This is a genomic window from Shewanella sp. 2_MG-2023, from assembly GCF_030548905.1.
In the GTDB taxonomy this organism is placed as follows: Bacteria; Pseudomonadota; Gammaproteobacteria; order Enterobacterales; family Shewanellaceae; genus Shewanella; species Shewanella electrodiphila.
The window spans coordinates 168,551-186,433 of sequence record NZ_JAUOSO010000001.1 but is presented as its reverse complement, the minus strand read 5'-3'; the positions used below and the strand labels follow the sequence as shown (position 1 = coordinate 186,433).

17 protein-coding genes are annotated in these 17,883 nt (G+C 34.1%); all 17 read left to right on the top strand.

The features are described 5' to 3' along the window. The first annotated feature begins 36 nt into the window (after positions 1-36). The 17 genes from Q4600_RS00740 (at position 37) to galE (ending at position 17,868) form a co-directional block, all read left to right on the top strand. Complete coding sequence (locus Q4600_RS00740; protein WP_303512640.1) at positions 37-999, top strand: Wzz/FepE/Etk N-terminal domain-containing protein; 963 nt, start codon at positions 37-39, stop codon at positions 997-999. Positions 1,000-1,200: 201 nt separating this feature from the next. Next, positions 1,201-1,902, top strand: coding sequence for an acylneuraminate cytidylyltransferase family protein (locus tag Q4600_RS00735; RefSeq protein ID WP_303512643.1), 702 nt, complete (start codon positions 1,201-1,203; stop codon positions 1,900-1,902). Continuing rightward, positions 1,883-2,926, top strand: coding sequence for an N-acetylneuraminate synthase family protein (locus Q4600_RS00730; RefSeq protein ID WP_303512645.1), 1,044 nt, complete (start codon positions 1,883-1,885; stop codon positions 2,924-2,926). Before Q4600_RS00735 ends, Q4600_RS00730 begins: the two co-directional genes overlap by 20 nt. A 1-nt stretch (position 2,927) precedes the next feature. Beyond that, on the top strand, positions 2,928-4,064 hold the full coding sequence (gene neuC / locus Q4600_RS00725) for a UDP-N-acetylglucosamine 2-epimerase (RefSeq protein ID WP_303512647.1): 1,137 nt from the start codon (positions 2,928-2,930) through the stop codon (positions 4,062-4,064). A 117-nt stretch (positions 4,065-4,181) separates the two neighbouring features. Further along, entirely contained in the window at positions 4,182-5,390 is a 1,209-nt protein-coding gene (locus tag Q4600_RS00720) for a hypothetical protein (protein ID WP_303512650.1), read from the top strand. Between the two features lie 11 nt (positions 5,391-5,401). Further along, positions 5,402-6,385 (top strand): glycosyltransferase family 52, encoded by a 984-nt coding sequence (locus tag Q4600_RS00715; protein ID WP_303512653.1) that lies wholly within the window; start codon positions 5,402-5,404, stop codon positions 6,383-6,385. 15 nt (positions 6,386-6,400) lie between these two features. Continuing rightward, positions 6,401-7,603: an oligosaccharide flippase family protein gene (locus Q4600_RS00710; RefSeq protein ID WP_303512656.1), complete on the top strand. Its 1,203-nt coding sequence runs from the start codon at positions 6,401-6,403 to the stop codon at positions 7,601-7,603. Next, entirely contained in the window at positions 7,587-8,090 is a 504-nt protein-coding gene (locus Q4600_RS00705) for a DapH/DapD/GlmU-related protein (RefSeq protein ID WP_303512658.1), read from the top strand. The genes Q4600_RS00710 and Q4600_RS00705 overlap by 17 nt, the downstream gene beginning before the upstream one ends. Positions 8,091-8,166: 76 nt before the next feature. After that, entirely contained in the window at positions 8,167-8,958 is a 792-nt protein-coding gene (locus Q4600_RS00700; RefSeq protein ID WP_303512661.1) for a glycosyltransferase family 2 protein, read from the top strand. A 210-nt stretch (positions 8,959-9,168) separates the two neighbouring features. Beyond that, positions 9,169-10,143 carry a glycosyltransferase family 2 protein gene (locus Q4600_RS00695; RefSeq protein ID WP_303512663.1) on the top strand — a complete coding sequence of 325 codons (975 nt, stop codon included), beginning with the start codon at positions 9,169-9,171 and terminating at the stop codon, positions 10,141-10,143. Between the two features lie 84 nt (positions 10,144-10,227). Beyond that, complete coding sequence (locus tag Q4600_RS00690; RefSeq protein ID WP_303512668.1) at positions 10,228-10,995, top strand: glycosyltransferase; 768 nt, start codon at positions 10,228-10,230, stop codon at positions 10,993-10,995. Then, positions 10,992-11,900 carry an NAD-dependent epimerase/dehydratase family protein gene (locus tag Q4600_RS00685; RefSeq protein WP_303512670.1) on the top strand — a complete coding sequence of 303 codons (909 nt, stop codon included), beginning with the start codon at positions 10,992-10,994 and terminating at the stop codon, positions 11,898-11,900. Before Q4600_RS00690 ends, Q4600_RS00685 begins: the two co-directional genes overlap by 4 nt. 8 nt (positions 11,901-11,908) lie before the next feature. Continuing rightward, on the top strand, positions 11,909-12,463 hold the full coding sequence (locus tag Q4600_RS00680) for a sugar transferase (protein WP_303512673.1): 555 nt from the start codon (positions 11,909-11,911) through the stop codon (positions 12,461-12,463). Between the two features lie 24 nt (positions 12,464-12,487). After that, the gene (locus Q4600_RS00675; protein ID WP_303512675.1) at positions 12,488-13,654 is read left to right on the top strand and encodes a nucleotide sugar dehydrogenase; all 1,167 of its coding nucleotides are present in this window, start codon (positions 12,488-12,490) and stop codon (positions 13,652-13,654) included. A gap of 330 nt (positions 13,655-13,984) precedes the next feature. Beyond that, complete coding sequence (locus Q4600_RS00670; RefSeq protein WP_303512678.1) at positions 13,985-15,916, top strand: nucleoside-diphosphate sugar epimerase/dehydratase; 1,932 nt, start codon at positions 13,985-13,987, stop codon at positions 15,914-15,916. Positions 15,917-15,964: 48 nt separating this feature from the next. After that, entirely contained in the window at positions 15,965-16,855 is an 891-nt protein-coding gene (galU, locus tag Q4600_RS00665; RefSeq protein ID WP_303501493.1) for a UTP--glucose-1-phosphate uridylyltransferase GalU, read from the top strand. After that, positions 16,855-17,868 (top strand): UDP-glucose 4-epimerase GalE, encoded by a 1,014-nt coding sequence (gene galE / locus Q4600_RS00660; protein ID WP_303512681.1) that lies wholly within the window; start codon positions 16,855-16,857, stop codon positions 17,866-17,868. The genes galU and galE overlap by 1 nt, the downstream gene beginning before the upstream one ends. Positions 17,869-17,883 lie beyond the last annotated feature (15 nt).

The window sequence follows — 17,883 nt, the reverse complement described above, 5'->3', positions numbered from 1 at the left end:
CTTTTCTTTAAAAGTTAATAATGAGACAAGCGTTAAATGTCAAATGATATAGAAACATATAAACAAGATGCTCAGTTTTCTCAAAACACTAATGATGACGAAATTGATTTAAGAGAACTGTTTGCCGTTATTTGGCAAGGAAAATGGTTAATTATTGCTGTAACTGCTGTCTTTGCAGTTGGCTCTGTTTTATTTGCTTTAAGTCAGCCAAATACCTATAAATCAGAGGCATTGTTATCTCCAGCAGATTCAGAGCAAAGTGGCGGCTTATCAGCGCTCGCTGGTCAGTTTGGCGGCCTTGCTAGTATGGCTGGGATAAATTTAGGCGGCGGTGGCGGTGTTGATAAAACACAAATGGCTATCGAAGTGGCTAAATCTCGTCAATTCACTAGCGAGTTTATTCAAAAACATAAAATTCTTGCTGACTTGATGGCCGCTGAAGAGTGGGATATGGGCAACGATACTCTGATGTATAACCCAGAATTGTATGATGTTGAAAACAAAAAGTGGGTGAGGGAGGTCAATGCACCATTTAAACCTGAGCCATCAATGCAAGAGGCATTTAAAGAATTTAGTCAGTTAATATCGATAAGTACTGATAAAGAAACTGGCATGGTTAAAGTTGCTGTTGAGCATTTATCACCTACAGTTGCACAGCAATGGGTCACATGGTTAATAGAAGATATTAATTTAGAGATGAAGCAACGTGATGTTGCAGAAGCGCAGCGCAGCACTGAATTTTTACAGAACCAAATTGCACAAACTAACGTGGCCGATATCCGTACTATTTTGTATCAATTAATTGAAGAGCAAACTAAAACCATTATGTTTGCTGAAGTGCGTGATGAATATGTATTTAAAACAATTGATCCAGCATTAGTACCAGAAGAAAAATCAGGCCCTAAACGAGCACTGATTTGCGTGTTAGGAACGATGCTTGGTGGTATGTTAGCGATTATGATTGTGTTAATTCGTCACTTCGTAAAGAAAGAAGATTAAGGTTTTTTTAAAAAAGAAAGAGCCTATTGGGACTGTTTTGATAAAAACAGTGAAACCTAGGTTCTGCAAGGGATAGCGAAGATTCGACTGTCTCAAAATGGTTAAAAAGTGTCTCAGTTTGGTTTTAAGGGCTGAGATAAAGAAGTTAATTTTTTCAAATCATAATTCCGATTCACATTCCGTAATAAGGTTTAATCCGGTATGAATATAGCGCTAATTACAGCTCGTGGTGGATCTAAAGGTCTACCTAGAAAAAATATCTTACCAATAAACGGTGTTCCATTAATTGGATATACGATACAAGCAGCACTTAAAAGTGAAGACATTAGTCATGTTTTTGTAACGACTGAAGATGATGAAATCAAAACGGTCAGCTTGCAGTTTGGTGCTAAAATAATTAATAGGCCTGTTGAGCTTGCTGCTGATAACTCTGGGAGTAATGAGGTTATTGAACACGCCATTGAACAGTTAATAACTCAAGGTTTAAAGTTTGATACAGTTATTTTACTTCAACCAACCTCTCCATTGAGAACTTTTGAGCACATTGATGAAGCAATTAAATTATTCAATCAAAAAGGTGCTGATTGTGTAATAAGCGTTTTTGAACCTTCCCACACACCAGTTAAAGCATATATAGAACAAAGTGATGGGAAAATAACAGGATTGTTTAGTCCAAGTGCTCCATATACCAGAAGACAAGATCTTCCTAGAAGTTACCAACCAAATGGTGCTATTTATGTATTCGCTGTTGATAAATTTATGCTACATAAAACAATACCACGTGAAAATGTATTTCCTTATTTAATGTCAGAACTTCAATCTGTTGATATTGATACAAGCGAAGATTTGATCCATGTTGAACAACTTATAAAGAGTAATAAAAATGATAAATCCAGTATTTGAAATTTCAGGTCGCAAAGTTGGTTTAGACTTCCCTCCATTAGTGATTGCTGAAATAGGGATCAATCATGAAGGCTCACTTAAAGTTGCATTCGAAATGGTTGATGCTGCAATTGAAGGTGGTGCTGAAATAATAAAGCATCAAACTCATGTTGTAGCAGATGAAATGAGTGGTGAGGCTAAGAAAGTTATTCCTGGCAATGCTAATGTATCCATATATGAAATAATGGAGCGTTGCTCATTAAATGAAGAAGATGAAACAAAATTAAAAGAATATGTTGAATCAAAAGGTGCCATTTTCATAAGCACTCCTTTTTCACGTGCAGCAGCAGAACGACTAGAACGGATGAATGTAACCGCTTATAAAATTGGCTCTGGTGAATGCAATAATTATCCTTTATTAGATCTTATCGCTAGTTACGGTAAACCTGTGATTTTAAGTACAGGAATGAATGATATTCCGTCAATTGAAAAAGCAGTAAATATCTTTAGAAAACATAAAACTCCTTTTTGTTTATTGCATACTACTAATCTCTATCCGACACCAGATCACCTAATTCGCATTGGTGCTATGGAAGAATTGCAAAAAGCGTTTCCTGATGCGGTTGTAGGTTTATCAGATCACAGTATCGATAACCTAGCATGTTTAGGTGCAGTAGCTTCAGGTGCTTCTGTGTTAGAACGTCACTTCACAGACAGTAAGGAAAGACCTGGTCCTGATATTTGTTGTTCAATGGATGCAAAGGAATGTGCACAGTTAATTTCACAATCTGCAAGAATGGCGAAAATGCGTGGTGGTAAAAAAGAAGCCGCCAAAGAAGAACAAGTAACTATTGATTTTGCTTACGCAAGTGTTGTTACTATTGCTGAGATTAAAGAAGGCGAGATCTTTAGTCGCAATAATCTTTGGGTAAAACGTCCTGGTACTGGTGATTTCTTAGCTGAAGATTATGAAAAGATCCTTGGTAAAACTGCCTCTGAAAATATTGCGTCTGATGTACAATTACAGAAAAAAAGCGTGAAATGAGATGAAAAAGAAAATTTTATTCCTCACTGGTACACGAGCTGATTTTGGTAAATTAAAAAGTTTAATCAATAAAGTTGAGTATTCGGATAAACTTGAAGCTCATATTTTCGTGACTGGTATGCATATGATATCTAAATACGGAATGACGGCAAGAGAAGTTGAAAAGTCTAATTATGAATCAATCTTTAAATACATTAATCAAAATTCCATGGATTCGATGGACTTAATATTAGCTAAAACTATTCAAGGTCTGTCTGATTACGTTAAAGAGTTGAAACCTGATATGATAGTTGTTCATGGTGATCGAGTGGAAGCTTTAGCTGGGGCTATTGTAGGCTCTCTCAATAACATCCTTGTTTCACATGTGGAGGGTGGTGAAGTTTCGGGAACAATTGATGAGCTCATTCGTCATTCGGTAAGCAAACTGTCTCATATTCATTTTGTTTCTAATGTTACAGCTAAGAAGAGGTTAATACAATTAGGAGAACATAAATCTAATATTCATATTATAGGTTCTCCAGATTTGGATATAATGACCTCTCCAAACCTACCAACATTAAGCGAAGTCAAAAAACGCTATGATATTAAGTTCAATGATTATGCGATTTTCATGTATCACCCTGTTACTACAGCAGTTGATTCATTACATGAAAACATAAAGCAAGTAGTTGATGGTTTAATACAAAGTAAATGCCAATATGTGGTTATTTACCCAAATAATGATTTAGGCTCAGAAATTATTATAAATGAATTTAATCGACTGAAAAGCAATTCCAATTTCGCGGTGTTTCCTAGTGTTCGTTTTGAATGTTTTTTAACTTTATTAAAAAATTCATCATTTATGATTGGTAACTCAAGTGCAGGTGTGAGAGAAATCCCTTTCTATGGGTTGCCCTCTATAAATCTTGGTACGCGTCAAAATAATCGTTCGAATGCAATTTCAATATTTAACATTGAAGAAAATTCTAGTTCTATAGTCGATACGATTTTAAAAATTAAAGATTTAAAATTCGAACCTGAAAAAGAGTACGGTTCAGGCAACAGTGACCAATTATTTATTGAAGCTCTAGAAGGTAAAATGATTTGGCAAACATCTAATCAAAAGGTATTTGTTGATAGTGATTTTCCTAGTATTTAAAATGGACTGCTTTTATGTTCAACAGTTAATCATAGAGTTGATGAATTTAAGCAAAGTAAATTGACTATTGATAAATTAAATATGAATTTCTTTCGTTTAGTGAGTAAATGGTGATCTATGTTAGAAAATAGCAAAAGCAGTTTTATCATTGCTTTTAGCTTATTAATAATGGCTATAGGATTATTTTATTTTCCTGTTGTTATGATAATGTTTTTATTTGCAATTAATTCATATGTTTTTAGTAAATACAAAATATATCCATTGCTGATCTCAATTTCTATTTTGATCTTTATTTTTCAATATACATTGAATTTAAATGGTATTGAAGTTGGAGATATAGCCAGGTATTATGAATTGCTTAACAATGGCTATAACAACTCCTTCCTGAGGTTTAATCTTTATCAAGCATATTTTTTTCAATATATTGAAGATAATAACTTGATGCAAAATATTTATGGGGCTATTTCAGTAAGTGCTACTTTTTTGATTTACTCGTTTACTTCTGTTCGTTTTTTAAAACTTTTCGGTTATTGTATCACTACAAGAATAGACTGGTTATTATTCTTGTTTTTACTTGTTTCACTAATACCATTTACAGTGTTTTATTCATTTGCTAATGCGCTTTCGTTTGCTTTTATTTATTTATTTATTTATTTTTATATAAAAAGTCGATACGTGGGGGCTATACTTTCTTCTACATTGGCACTTTTAATACATAATGCATCAACAGTTCCATTTTTAATTTACTTTTTCTCGAAGTTTAAATTTATATTAAAGCATAAGTTTTTAAGTTTAATCATTACTACTTCATTAGTGTCATTTGTATTGAGCTTTACAAATAGCATTGCGTCCATGGATATACCGTATATATCAATGATTTTTAAAAAGGTAATCTCATACTTAGTGATTAATAATGAGGTTAGCCTTGTTAATACGATATATAATATATTGAATCTGGCTTTTTTTTCTTATATATATATTCATCATGAAAGAAATATAAAGTTTAAAAACAAGAAGTTTATTTTATATCATAACTTTATATTTTCATATATTTTAGTTTGCATTCCGTTTGTGTTATCTTCCACAATCGGTGGACGATATTTACAACTAGGTGTAATGTTTTTCTTACCATATATATATGCATGTTTTAAGAGTTACAAACTTAATTCCAAAAAGGTTATTGCTCTATATGTTTTCCTTTTTATATCACTTTTTTCATATTCTAATCTTTATTTTATTTCTTCATTAAGGCATTTGTCTTTCGGTGATGAGGAATTGTTGATATATAGTTTGAAAGATATATTTTACTATGAGGTTAATCAATAGTGAATCTAATTGTGAGAAGTAAAAAAAGTAATAATGTTATTGAGAATGTTTTATATGTAGAGTCGTTGTTCTCACTATGTTTATATGAGTTCGTTAAAAGTAAAACAGTAAAAACAATGTATATACTTGGTTCCAATATATGCAGTGACGAATTATTTGATAAGTTTGACGATTGCATCGTTGTAAACACCGATATTCAACCATTAAGTTTAATTGAACAAGTTAGTTTTAAGTTTGGCATGATACCTAGTAGATTAAAAGGAGTAGAAAGCTTAACTGCTTATGATGTTGAATATTTTGGGCATGACCACTTAAAACTATCTATATTTTTAAGATGTAAAAAATTCACTATTATTGAAGATGGCTTGTCAAATTACCGTCCTCAAAAGGTAACTTTATTAAAGGGTTTGGTAACTAAGTTTTTAGGTTTGGATTATAAACCATACGGTTTTGATCATAGAATAAAAAAGATATATTTAACTAATCTTCAAGACGTTCATCCTGATATTTGCGATAAAGTAGTATTAGTCGATCGGCGAAAACTTTTAGAAAGTATAAATGATATATTTGACTCATATTTTAAAATTGATGCACCTTATGAAACAAGAGATGGTAATGAATTTGTTGTTCTAGTTACCCAACCTTTAAGTGAGGACGGTATAGTTAATGAGTCAGAGAAACTAGTCATATATAGGCACATAATTGAAAATATCAATAAAAAGGTAATAATAAAGCCGCACCCAAGAGAAAAGACAAATTATCACATTTGTTTTTCTGATTTAGATGTATATGTTTTAGATAGCCACAAGCTTACAGAAACAATTCATTTAATCAGTAATCTAAAAACAGTTATAACACTTTTTTCAAGTTTAACGTTTGAGCCTAATACAAATATTGAATTAGTTAGTTTAGGTACCGCTTTTAACAGAAAATTAGTAGCTAAATTTGGCGAAATTAATATATCAGATAGCAATTATAACTATTTATTAAAGTGATGGAATTTAGCTTAGATGTTTACAAAAAATAAAGCTGTATATTTATACTTGTCGAGTGATTTGTTGAATAAGGTAATTCCATTCCTTCTTTTACCTTTCATTTCAAACTATTTCGGTACTGAGGCATTATTTAAATATTCAAATTTCATATTAGTCTTCACGTTGGTACAAGCACTTTTTTCTACTCCCTTTGTTTCTTTTTTAACAGTGAACTTAATCAAAGATAAGTTTATTTATCAAAATGGTTTGTTGAACTATTTGTTATTTTGGTTCACTTTTGTTGCTTTTACATTTGTGATTTATGCTCTCCTTATTATAGTTGAAAGCGATTCATCAGAAGTTTTATTATGGATAGCATTAGGTTGTCTATGTTCAATAAATACTCTATATTTTTCTTTGCTACAAATTCAATCAAAAGTCATAGTTTTTTTTATTAGTAATTTGGCTAGAATTAGTTTTTTTTGTATTACTATCTTAATTGGTATTTACCTTGACAAAGTCGACCTAGAATTCATTATTTTTTCGTTTTTAGCCTCATATATGGCTTTGTCTTTAGTTAGTATTAGATATGTTTATAAACAAATAAATACATTTAAGTTAAGTTTTAATCTTAATTTTTTTATGAACATGATGAAATTTGGTTTGCCATTACTTCCAAATATTGCATTATCCCCGGCTAGGACAGCTTTAGACCGTTATATACTGATGTATATTTCAACCACTGCAATAGCTGGTGTATATGCTGGTTATTATCAAATGTCATCAGTTGTCCAAATGTTTTCAGCTACAATAATAAAAAGTACAATCCCTAACTTGTCAAAATGTTTAAATGAATCAAATGTTGATGGTTTTTTTAAATTAGTAATTTCTAGCTATAAAGTTCTAACTGCGGTCACTTTTGTTTTCCTTTTCACGATTTTCTGTTTTGTTCCTATGCTTATGGGGGATGATTTTGCTCCATATCGTGTATTTTCTTTATTAACTCTCTTTTTCTTGTTTCAGTCTATGTCTAGTTTTTTAACTATATACTTTCAGTTCTTTGACAAAACACTCGATTTGTTAAAAATTAATATCATCTCAGTTTTTATTTATGTGATTGTAGTCGGTTTGTCATCTTTGTTCGGTATTACAAGCTTTGCCATTGGTATAGTTATTGCGAGCTTTATTTCTTTTATGTATATATATATTTGGGTGAGAAGAGATGCTAAGAATAATTAATTCTATTTTAGACAGATTGTTAATGTTACCACATGTAGTACGTTATAAAGTTTACTATAGAGATAGAGATATTAAATCATCAGCTTTTTTCAAAGGCCAGTGGACAAAGGTTTATGGTGATGGCTCTTTTTATGTAGGAGCAAACTCGTATTGTGGAACAAACTGTGGTTTTAATTGCGAAACAGGTCAGAAAATAGTCATTGGTAATAATGTGAGCATTTCACATAATGTTCGTATTTACACGTCAAACAGAAATCCAGTTGATATCATGAATAATAGAGCATTAAGTTTAAAAGTTGGGGATGTTACTATTGGAGATAACGTCTGGATTGGTGCAAATGTAATTATTGTTCAAGATGTCAACATTGGTTCTAATGTCGTTATAGGTGCAAATTCAGTTGTAAGTAAAAATGTGGATTCTAATTGTATAGTGGCAGGAGCACCGCTAAAGATTTTGAAAAAATGTGAAAGTAACAGCGTATCATAATAATATACTCATATTTTACCAATTCATTTTTTGATATTAATCATACTTAGTTATTTATGGAGTAGTTAAATCCATTATGGAAAAAAACAAATCCTTAACACTTGCAGTTTCAACAATGGAAAATGGCTTGCACAATGCCATGGAGATTTTTCGCTCATTACCAATAGAAATGTATGAAAATGTTGAAGTTGTAATCGTATGTCAAGGGAAATTAGACAAAGTAGTAACCTATAATTCACCCGTATTTTGTAAGGTTATCTTTACTAATAGTCTGGGGCTGAGTAAAAGTAGAAACATAGCGATTAAAAATTCAAGGGCTGATCACATTTGGTTTCTTGATGATGATGTTATTTTAAAAAATGATTTTATTTATAGTCTTATAAAAAATGGTTTGGATAAACAGTTTGTTTATTTTTGTTGTATTTATTGTAGTGATGATAAGAAGTTTTATAAAGAATACCGAGAGCCCAGGATAAATAAATTGAGTTTGCTTAAGGTTAGCTCTGTGGAAATTATAGCTCCTACAAGTGTAATTTTTCGTGAAAATATTAAGTTTGATGAACATTTAGGTTTAGGTGCACGTTATCCTTCTGGTGAAGAGAATGATTTCTTGTTAAAACTATTCGATGTAGGTGTCGGTTTTACCGAGACGAATGAAATTGGTTTGTTTCATCCTTGTCATGAACTAAAGAGAGACCCTAGAAAACTATGGATGAAAAATGGTTATCCTGAGTCTAAAGGGTTATTAGCTAGTCGGTTTGGTTTGCTCATCGGATCGGCGCTATGTTTAAGATGGTCTTATAAAGCTTTGTTAAATGGCGTTTCAATTATGAATGTGTTAAAAATGCTTAAAGCATTTTTAAAGTAATTAATAGACTTTTACGGACTTTCTTTTATCATTTATACCTTTTACCTTTTACCTTTTACCTTTTACCTTTTACCTTTTACCTTATTTGTTATGATTATGTTTCACATGATCTTTTAGTAGTAGTGATTGCTCTACTATAATTCGATTCTTACTGATAAATGTAATAGTAAGATTTATAAAGTTCAGTAAAATATTCTAGTGGTGACTTCAATGAAAGTAAGTGTTTTAATTCCTGTCTATGGGGTTGAAAAGTTTTTAGATGTATTTTTAAAAAGTTTGTGCGCGCAAACTTTAATTGATTGTGAGTTTATCGTAGTTAATGATGCTTCTCCCGATAATTCACATGATATAATAATTAAGTATTTAGAAGTAGATAGTCGATTCAAATATATAAATAAAAAATTAAATCAAGGTGAGATGCAAGCTAGACAGGATGCTTTTAAGCTGGCTACTGGGGACTTTATAATTAACATTGATTCAGATGATTATATTTCACCTGGATTTTTGAAAGGTTTGTATGAGCTTGCTATTGATAATAATTTGGAAATGGTTTTATCAAATGTGATATCTGTTGACGAGGACGGTCGTCCTATTGATAGTGAGTATCGTGTTTTTAAAGATGATTTTCTTTTCAATAAAGATAATTTAAAAAGAGCGTTATCTTTACCATATTCATCTTGGTCGAGGATGACTAAAAAGTCTGTACTTGATAAATACAATTATAGCTTTTTACAAGGTGAAACTTCACTAACTAGGTTGCAATTTACTGGTGATTTACGAAGTGGTTTTTCCTCAACATCGATTTATTTTTATAGACAAAGATTAGGTTCTTTATCTTCATTTGAAAATTCTTCTAAAAAGTACTCAGCATCCTATGGTTGCATGAAAATAGATGAAATATATAATGGGGATACTTTAGTCAATAATGGAGAAGGTTTTTCTCATGAATTTAAGTTGTTCAGGTTTATAAATATGTCTAAACTTATATTTCTTAGTAATCTAAATAATGGTAGTACTCTTAATTATATAAAAGAAATAAGTTACCTTAAGAGTAAATATAGTGTTAGTTACTTAAAAACTTTCTTTTTACTTTTCCACTTCCCACTTAAAACAAAAGTTTTCTCAATTATTTTATATTTAGGTCTTAGCCCTCTTTTGCTCTTATTGAAGAAAGTCAAAAAATAGGTTTTTTGTTTCTTAAAGCTTTTTTATTTGTTAATAATAAATAATATGTGCGTCCTTTAGCTTTTAATGTGTGGATTGATAATCGTGACAAAAAAAAATAGTAAAGTTTCAATTATTATGCCTACGTATAATGTAGGTAATATTGTACAAGAGACAATTGAAAGCGTTTTAAGCCAAACTTATAAAGATTGGGAACTAATTATTGTTGATGATGCTTCTACTGATAATACAGTGAATATATTAATTAATATTTGTGCAACAGATCCTAGAATTATATTGGTCTTGTCTGAAGTTAATAAAGGGGCGGGTGCAAGTAGAAATATTGGACTTGATACAGCTAAAGGGAGGTTTATTGCTTTTTTAGATTCAGATGACATTTGGGAATCAACTAAGCTTGAGACTCAAATTGACTATATGATCAGTATTAGAGCCCCTATTTGTCATACGTCATTCTCATTTATTAATGAGCTAGGGGACAAAAGACCAGGAAGAGTCAAAGCTAACAAAATTGTCGATTTAGAACATAATCTTAAGCATACAGAAATTGGAACCTCAACGGCGATGATTGACTTAGACTTAGTCAAACATAGGGTAAGATTTAGTCATATCCGTGCTCGACAGGATTTAAAACTTTGGATTGAACTATTGGGATGTGGTTATTTATCTCACGGAATTGATATTCCACTAGTTAAATACCGAGTGAGAAATGGCAGTGTAAGTAGTAATAAAATCAAAATGTTGTGGGTCACCTTTCAAGTCTATATGAGTGTTACGAGTATATCAGTTCCCAAACGATTATTTTGTTATAGTTCTTATGTGTTTAATGCCATAAAAAAGAGGGGGGAATCGTGAGCACGTTGTTAACTGGGGCTACAGGATTTATTGGTTCAAGACTTCTAAGATTAGGTGATGATTTCAAAGTTGTTATTCGAAATAATGAATTACTTCCTTTGCGTTCTCCATTTATAATTAATCAGCTTGACAGTACCACATCTTGGGATAAGGCTTTTATTGGAGTAACTAAAGTTATTCATTTAGCCGGACTTGCACACTCAAATGCTTTTTCAAATATTGACTATCAACGTATAAATGTAGATGGGACGTTGTGTCTTGCAAAAGCTGCTGCTGAAGCTGGTGTCTCTCGTTTTGTTTTTGTTAGTTCAATTGGGGTTAATGGAACCTACACCAAAGGTATTTCTTTTTCTGAGAATACGCCACCAGTCCCACATAATGATTACGCAAAATCAAAGTATGATGCTGAAAATGGTTTGAAGAAAATAGCAGAAGATAGTGGGATGGAACTTGTTATCGTCAGACCTACATTAGTATACGGTGCTAACGCTCCTGGCAACTTTGGTTCATTAACTAAATTAGTTAACAAAAGTCCAATTTTACCTTTCGGCTTAACTAATAATCGAAGAGATTTTATTTCTGTTCATAATTTAGCTGACTTATTGATTACTTGCGCCAATCACCCTAATGCTGCAGGGCATACCTTTTTAGCCAGTGATGGTGTGACAGTTTCAATCAAAGAGTTCACCAACGCAATTGCAAAAGGTTTAGGAACCAAAGTAGTACAGCTTCCGGTGCCAGTTTGTTTAATGCGATTAGTAGGTAGAATACTCGGTAAGTCACAGATGGTTGAACAACTAGTTGGCGACTTACAAGTTGATTCGTCCAATTTGAAAAAGGTACTAGACTGGACACCACCTCATACCATGGAAGAGTCGATGGCCCTTCTAAACAAAAATAATTAGAGCATATTATGATCCGTATTATAGACTTCCTCGCCGCTTTTTTCGGCTTATTACTCCTTTGGCCCATTCTGCTTATTGTGGTTATTATTGGTTTGTTTGATACAGGCTCTCCTATTTTTGTTCAAGAACGTGTAGGACGTAATAGAAAGCCATTTAAATTGATTAAGTTTCGCACTATGTCAGTTGAAACCAAATCAGTGGCTAGTCATTTGGCAAATAACGCTTCTATTACTAAATTGGGTAGTTTTCTGCGTAAAACTAAGATTGATGAATTGCCGCAACTTATTAATGTGGTTAAAGGTGAAATGAGTTTAGTCGGTCCGCGTCCAAATTTATTTAACCAAGAAGAGTTAATTAAAGAGCGTGATGCATTAGGTGTATACAATGTGTTGCCAGGTGTTACTGGTTTAGCTCAAGTTCAAAACATTGATATGTCTACACCTGCTTTGTTAGCTAAAACTGATAAACAGATGATTGACAGTCTAACGGTTAAAGATTACTTCAAGTATATTATGATGACTGTTACAGGCAGTGGTTCAGGTGACGCTGTAAAGCGTAAATAGTTTCTAGTTGGAAGATAAATAATAATGAAAGTTGCAGTTGCTGGTACAGGTTACGTCGGTTTATCAAACGCAATGCTTTTGGCGCAAAATCATCAAGTTGTTGCGGTTGATATCGTTTCTGAAAAAGTTAAGATGCTCAATGAAAAAAAAGCCCCGATTGTTGATATAGAAATTGAAGATTTCTTAGCTAATAAATCTCTTAATTTTAAAGCTACTCTTGATAAAGAAATCGCGTATAAAGATGCAGAGTATGTAATCATTGCAACTCCTACAGATTATGATGCTGAAACAAATTATTTCAACACATCATCTGTTGAGGCGGTAATAAAAGATGTAATGGCAATAAATCCTTCGGCAGTAATGGTTATAAAGTCGACTGTACCTGTCGGTTATACTGCTCGCATTAAAGACGAGCTAGGTTGTGATAATTTAATCTTTTCACCAGAGTTTTTGCGTGAAGGTCGTGCTTTATATGACAACTTGCACCCATCCCGTATTATTGTAGGTGAGCGTTCAGAACGTGCTCAAGTGTTTGCGAACCTATTGGTGCAAGGTGCAGTAAAAGAAAACATAGAAGTATTGTTTACTGACTCAACAGAAGCCGAAGCAGTTAAATTATTTTCAAACACTTATTTAGCTCTTCGTGTGGCTTACTTCAACGAGCTTGATTCTTACGCTGAATCGCATGGTCTAAATGCTCGCCAGATAATCGAAGGGGTTGGTTTGGACCCTCGTATCGGTAATCATTATAATAATCCGTCATTTGGTTATGGTGGTTATTGCTTGCCTAAAGACACGAAACAATTGCGGGCTAACTATGCAGATGTACCTAACAACATCATTAGTGCCATTGTTGAATCTAATACGACTCGTAAAGATTTTGTAGCGGAGTCAATTTTAAAGCGTAACCCTAACCGAGTAGGTATTTATCGCCTAATAATGAAGTCAGGTTCTGACAATTTTAGAGCATCGAGTATTCAGGGGATCATGAAGCGCTTAAAGGCAAAAGGCATTGAAGTGATTGTTTATGAACCTGTTTTAGAAGAAGATGAGTTCTTCCACTCTAAAGTCATTAAATCTCTTGAAGAGTTTAAAGCGAGTTGTGATGTGATTGTGTCAAACCGTATGGTTGATGAAATTCGTGATGTTGCGGATAAAGTGTACACTCGCGATTTATTCGGTTCTGATTAATATTCTTTGTGCCGGCTGAATATGACCATCTATCTATTATGATTTTAGCGCTAGAATATTGATTTACTTATAATAGCGCTAATTTTTTCTGTCTCATTATCAACAATGTCGATAAAAATGTGTCTCATTGGTTTTTTGTTCACATTTATTCCTACAATTCCAGAGTAGTGCACAAGTTAAGTTTTTTCTTCGTGTTCTTTCATGCTCTCACATATAATATCCTAAGCTAGTTGTACGCATTACTCATATTTCCCTGTAAATGGTATAGTGGTGAGGCGTTCGTATTTAAAGAAGTAATACACTATGATTTTTAAGTTTATGGAGCGGAAAATGGATTTTTTGCAAAAGTTGTTTCGTTTAGAGCGTAGTCAAAAACGTTTAGTGAGTATCGCAATTGACACTGTTTTTCTAAGCTTTGCCTTTTGGGCTGCGTTATTAGTCAGAGTTGATGATGTCAGTGTGTTGCTTAATGGGCATTACTGGGCTTTGGTTGCTACAAGTATTCCTTTCAGCATTTTAGCGTTCGCCAAGCTTGGTTTGTACCGCGCGGTATTGCGTTATATGAGCTTACAAGCAATAACGGCTATTTTACTTGGTATTGTCGCGTCAACTGTCACTTTAGTGTTCGTCTCTTATTTTACTGAAGCGCATCTGCCTCGCACTGTTCCTATCATATATGCCATGTTCGCTTTGGTGTTTGTAGGGGGAACGCGTGCACTTGTTCGTTCTTTAGTTGGCTCAGGTATTAAACGTAACGGTGAGCCAGTGATTATTTATGGTGCAGGGGTCAGTGGTCGTCAATTACTGAACTCTTTGGTGCTAAGCCATGAATATTATCCTTACGCTTTCGTCGATGATGATGAAGCGCTACATGGCAGTGTAATCCAAGGTGTCCACGTTCATTCACCCTCAATCATACGTAAACTCATCACTCAAAAAGCAGCAACCAAAGTGTTGCTTGCAATACCCAGTGCAACCAGAGCCAAACGTAAAGACATTCTTAATCGTTTAGAGTCGCTATCTACTCAGGTGTTAACCATTCCTGCAATGGCCGATCTGGTAAGTGGTAATAAACTTTATAGTGATATTAAAGAAGTTGAAATTGATGATTTATTAGGGCGTGATTCGGTCGCGCCTAGACAAGATTTATTAATCGCCAATATTACCGATAAAGTGGTTATGGTGACTGGTGCTGGCGGCTCTATCGGCTCAGAATTATGTCGTCAAATTTTAAAAAAATCACCAAAAAAGTTAGTTTTATTCGAACTGTCTGAATATTCGCTTTATGCCATTGAAAGAGAGCTATCTGCTACAGCAAAAGAGCTTGGCCTCAATGTACGCATTTTGCCGATGATGGGCTCGGTTCAGCGTGAGAATCGTGTCCAAGCGATTATGGAATCTTTTGGTGTTCAAACGGTTTATCACGCAGCGGCTTATAAGCATGTGCCACTGGTTGAGCACAATGTTGTTGAAGGGATTCGAAATAACGTTTTTGGCACCCTGTATACCGCAAGAGCGGCTATTGCAGCCAAAGTCGAAACCTTTGTTTTAGTGTCAACTGATAAAGCAGTACGTCCAACTAATGTTATGGGCACGACCAAGCGTATGGCAGAGCTTGTGTTACAAGCTTTTTCAAAAGAGAAGCATCAAACTCGTTTTTGTATGGTTCGATTTGGTAATGTTTTAGGGTCATCTGGCTCAGTAGTGCCGCTTTTTAGAACGCAAATTGCTAATGGCGGTCCAGTTACTGTGACTCACCCAGAAATCACCCGTTTCTTTATGACCATTCCTGAAGCTTCGCAGCTTGTTATTCAGGCTGGTGCAATGGGTAAAGGCGGTGATGTATTTGTATTGGATATGGGTAAATCAGTCAAAATTATCGATTTAGCCAGTAAAATGATCCGACTGAGTGGTTTTGATGTCCGTGATGAGTTTAACCCAGAAGGCGAAATAGCGATTGAATATAGTGGATTACGCCCTGGTGAAAAGCTCTATGAAGAATTGCTTATTGGTGATGACGTTACGGGCACAGAGCATGAGCGGATTATGACAGCCAATGAGCTTTATCTCTCATGGGCAGAGTATTCGAAAATTCTTGAGCGCTTAGATTCCGCTTGTCATGCTTTTGACCATGCCACAATACGAGACATTTTATTAACCACGCCAACAGGTTTTGCGCCAACGGATGGTATTTGTGATTTGCTTTATCAGCAAACAGAAAAAAACAAACCAGCTGTTCAAAATGTGGTTAATTTAGTCTAGTATATTTTTATCATTGTTTTTCAGTCACCTAATTAAATAAGGTTTTTCATGAAAGTTGTTATTCCCGTTGCAGGCCTTGGCACACGTATGCTTCCTGCAACTAAAGCGATTCCAAAAGAAATGCTTCCTATCGTGGACAAGCCGCTTATTCAGTATATCGTTAATGAGTGTGTAGCTGCTGGCGTTAAAGAAATTGTACTGGTTACCCATGCCAGTAAAAATGCCATTGAAAACCACTTTGATAAATCTTACGAGCTTGAATCAACGCTTGAAAAGCGTGTTAAACGTCAGCTGTTAGAAGAAGTACAATCAATTTGTCCCAAAGACGTTTCTGTCATCAGTGTTCGTCAAGGTGAGGCTAAAGGCCTAGGGCATGCAGTGTTGTGTGCTAAACCTTGTATCGGTAATGAACCTTTTGCAGTGGTATTGCCTGATGTTATTTTAGATGAATATACAGCAAACCAAAAAACTGAAAATTTAGCTGCGATGATGGCACGTTACCATACCAGTTTTGCTAGTCAGATTATGGTTGCGCCAGTACCAGATAATGAAGTGAACAAATACGGTATTGCAGATTGTAATGGTGAAGAAATCGCCCCAGGTGATTCAGCTAAAATCAAAGCTATGGTTGAAAAGCCTGCCATTGGGACTGCTCCATCAAACTTAGCTGTTGTTGGTCGTTATGTGCTATCTGAAAAAATCTGGAATCTATTAGCTAAAACACCAGCGGGCGCGGGTGACGAAATTCAGTTAACAGATGCGATTGATATGCTAATTGAACAAGATACAGTTGAAGCGTTCAATATGACCGGTAAATCACATGATTGCGGCGACAAACTGGGTTACATGAAAGCCTTTGTTGAATATGGCCTAAGAGATAAAAAACTCGGAAGTGACTTTTTAGCTGAAGTAACAAGTTTGGTTAAGGGTTGTGAGTAATGTCTGTTCTTGTAACTGGTGGTGCAGGTTATATTGGTAGCCATACGATTGTAGAATTACTAAAAATCGGTACAGATGTTGTTGTTATTGATAATTTATCTAATTCAAGTTTAGAAAGTTTATACCGTGTTAAAAGCATTACAGCACAGCAAGTTACTTTCTATGAAGGTGATATTTTAGATAAAGCATTATTGCGAAAAATATTCAGTGAAAATGATATTGAAGCCATTATTCATTTTGCAGGGCTAAAAGCAGTAGGTGAATCTGTTGAACAGCCATTAAAGTATTATACCAACAACGTCACAGGTACCATCGTTTTATGCGAAGTCATGGCTGAGTTTGGTATAAAGAATTTGGTGTTTAGTTCTTCTGCAACGGTTTATGGTGACCCTGCGAGTTTGCCTATTTTAGAGTCTTTCCCTACTTCAGCAACTAATCCTTATGGTCAATCTAAATTAGTCGTTGAGCATGTACTTGCCGATTTACATCATTCAGATCCTAGCTGGAATATCGCATGTCTACGATATTTTAACCCAGTCGGTGCTCATGAGAGTGGTTTGATTGGTGAAGACCCAAATGATATACCGAATAATTTAATGCCATTTATCTCTCAAGTTGCCATAGGTAAAAGAGAAAAGCTAATGGTGTTTGGTGATGATTATGCAACACCAGACGGTACTGGCGTTAGGGATTATATTCATGTTGTTGATTTAGCTGTTGGGCATTTAAAGGCATTAGAGAAGTTAAAAACCAGTAGTGGCTTAGTTACCTATAATTTGGGGACAGGCCAAGGTTATAGTGTTTTAGATATGGTCAAAGCTTTTGAAAAAGCTTCTGATAAAGTCATTAATTTCGATATCGTAGCTCGTCGCCCTGGTGATATAGGTGCTTGTTATGCTGACCCTACAAAAGCCAAAGCAGAGTTAAATTGGACTGCGACACATAATCTTGACGATATGGTTAATAGCAGTTGGAAATGGCAGTCATTGAATCCTAATGGTTATGCTGAATAGTTAATTCGTCTGTTA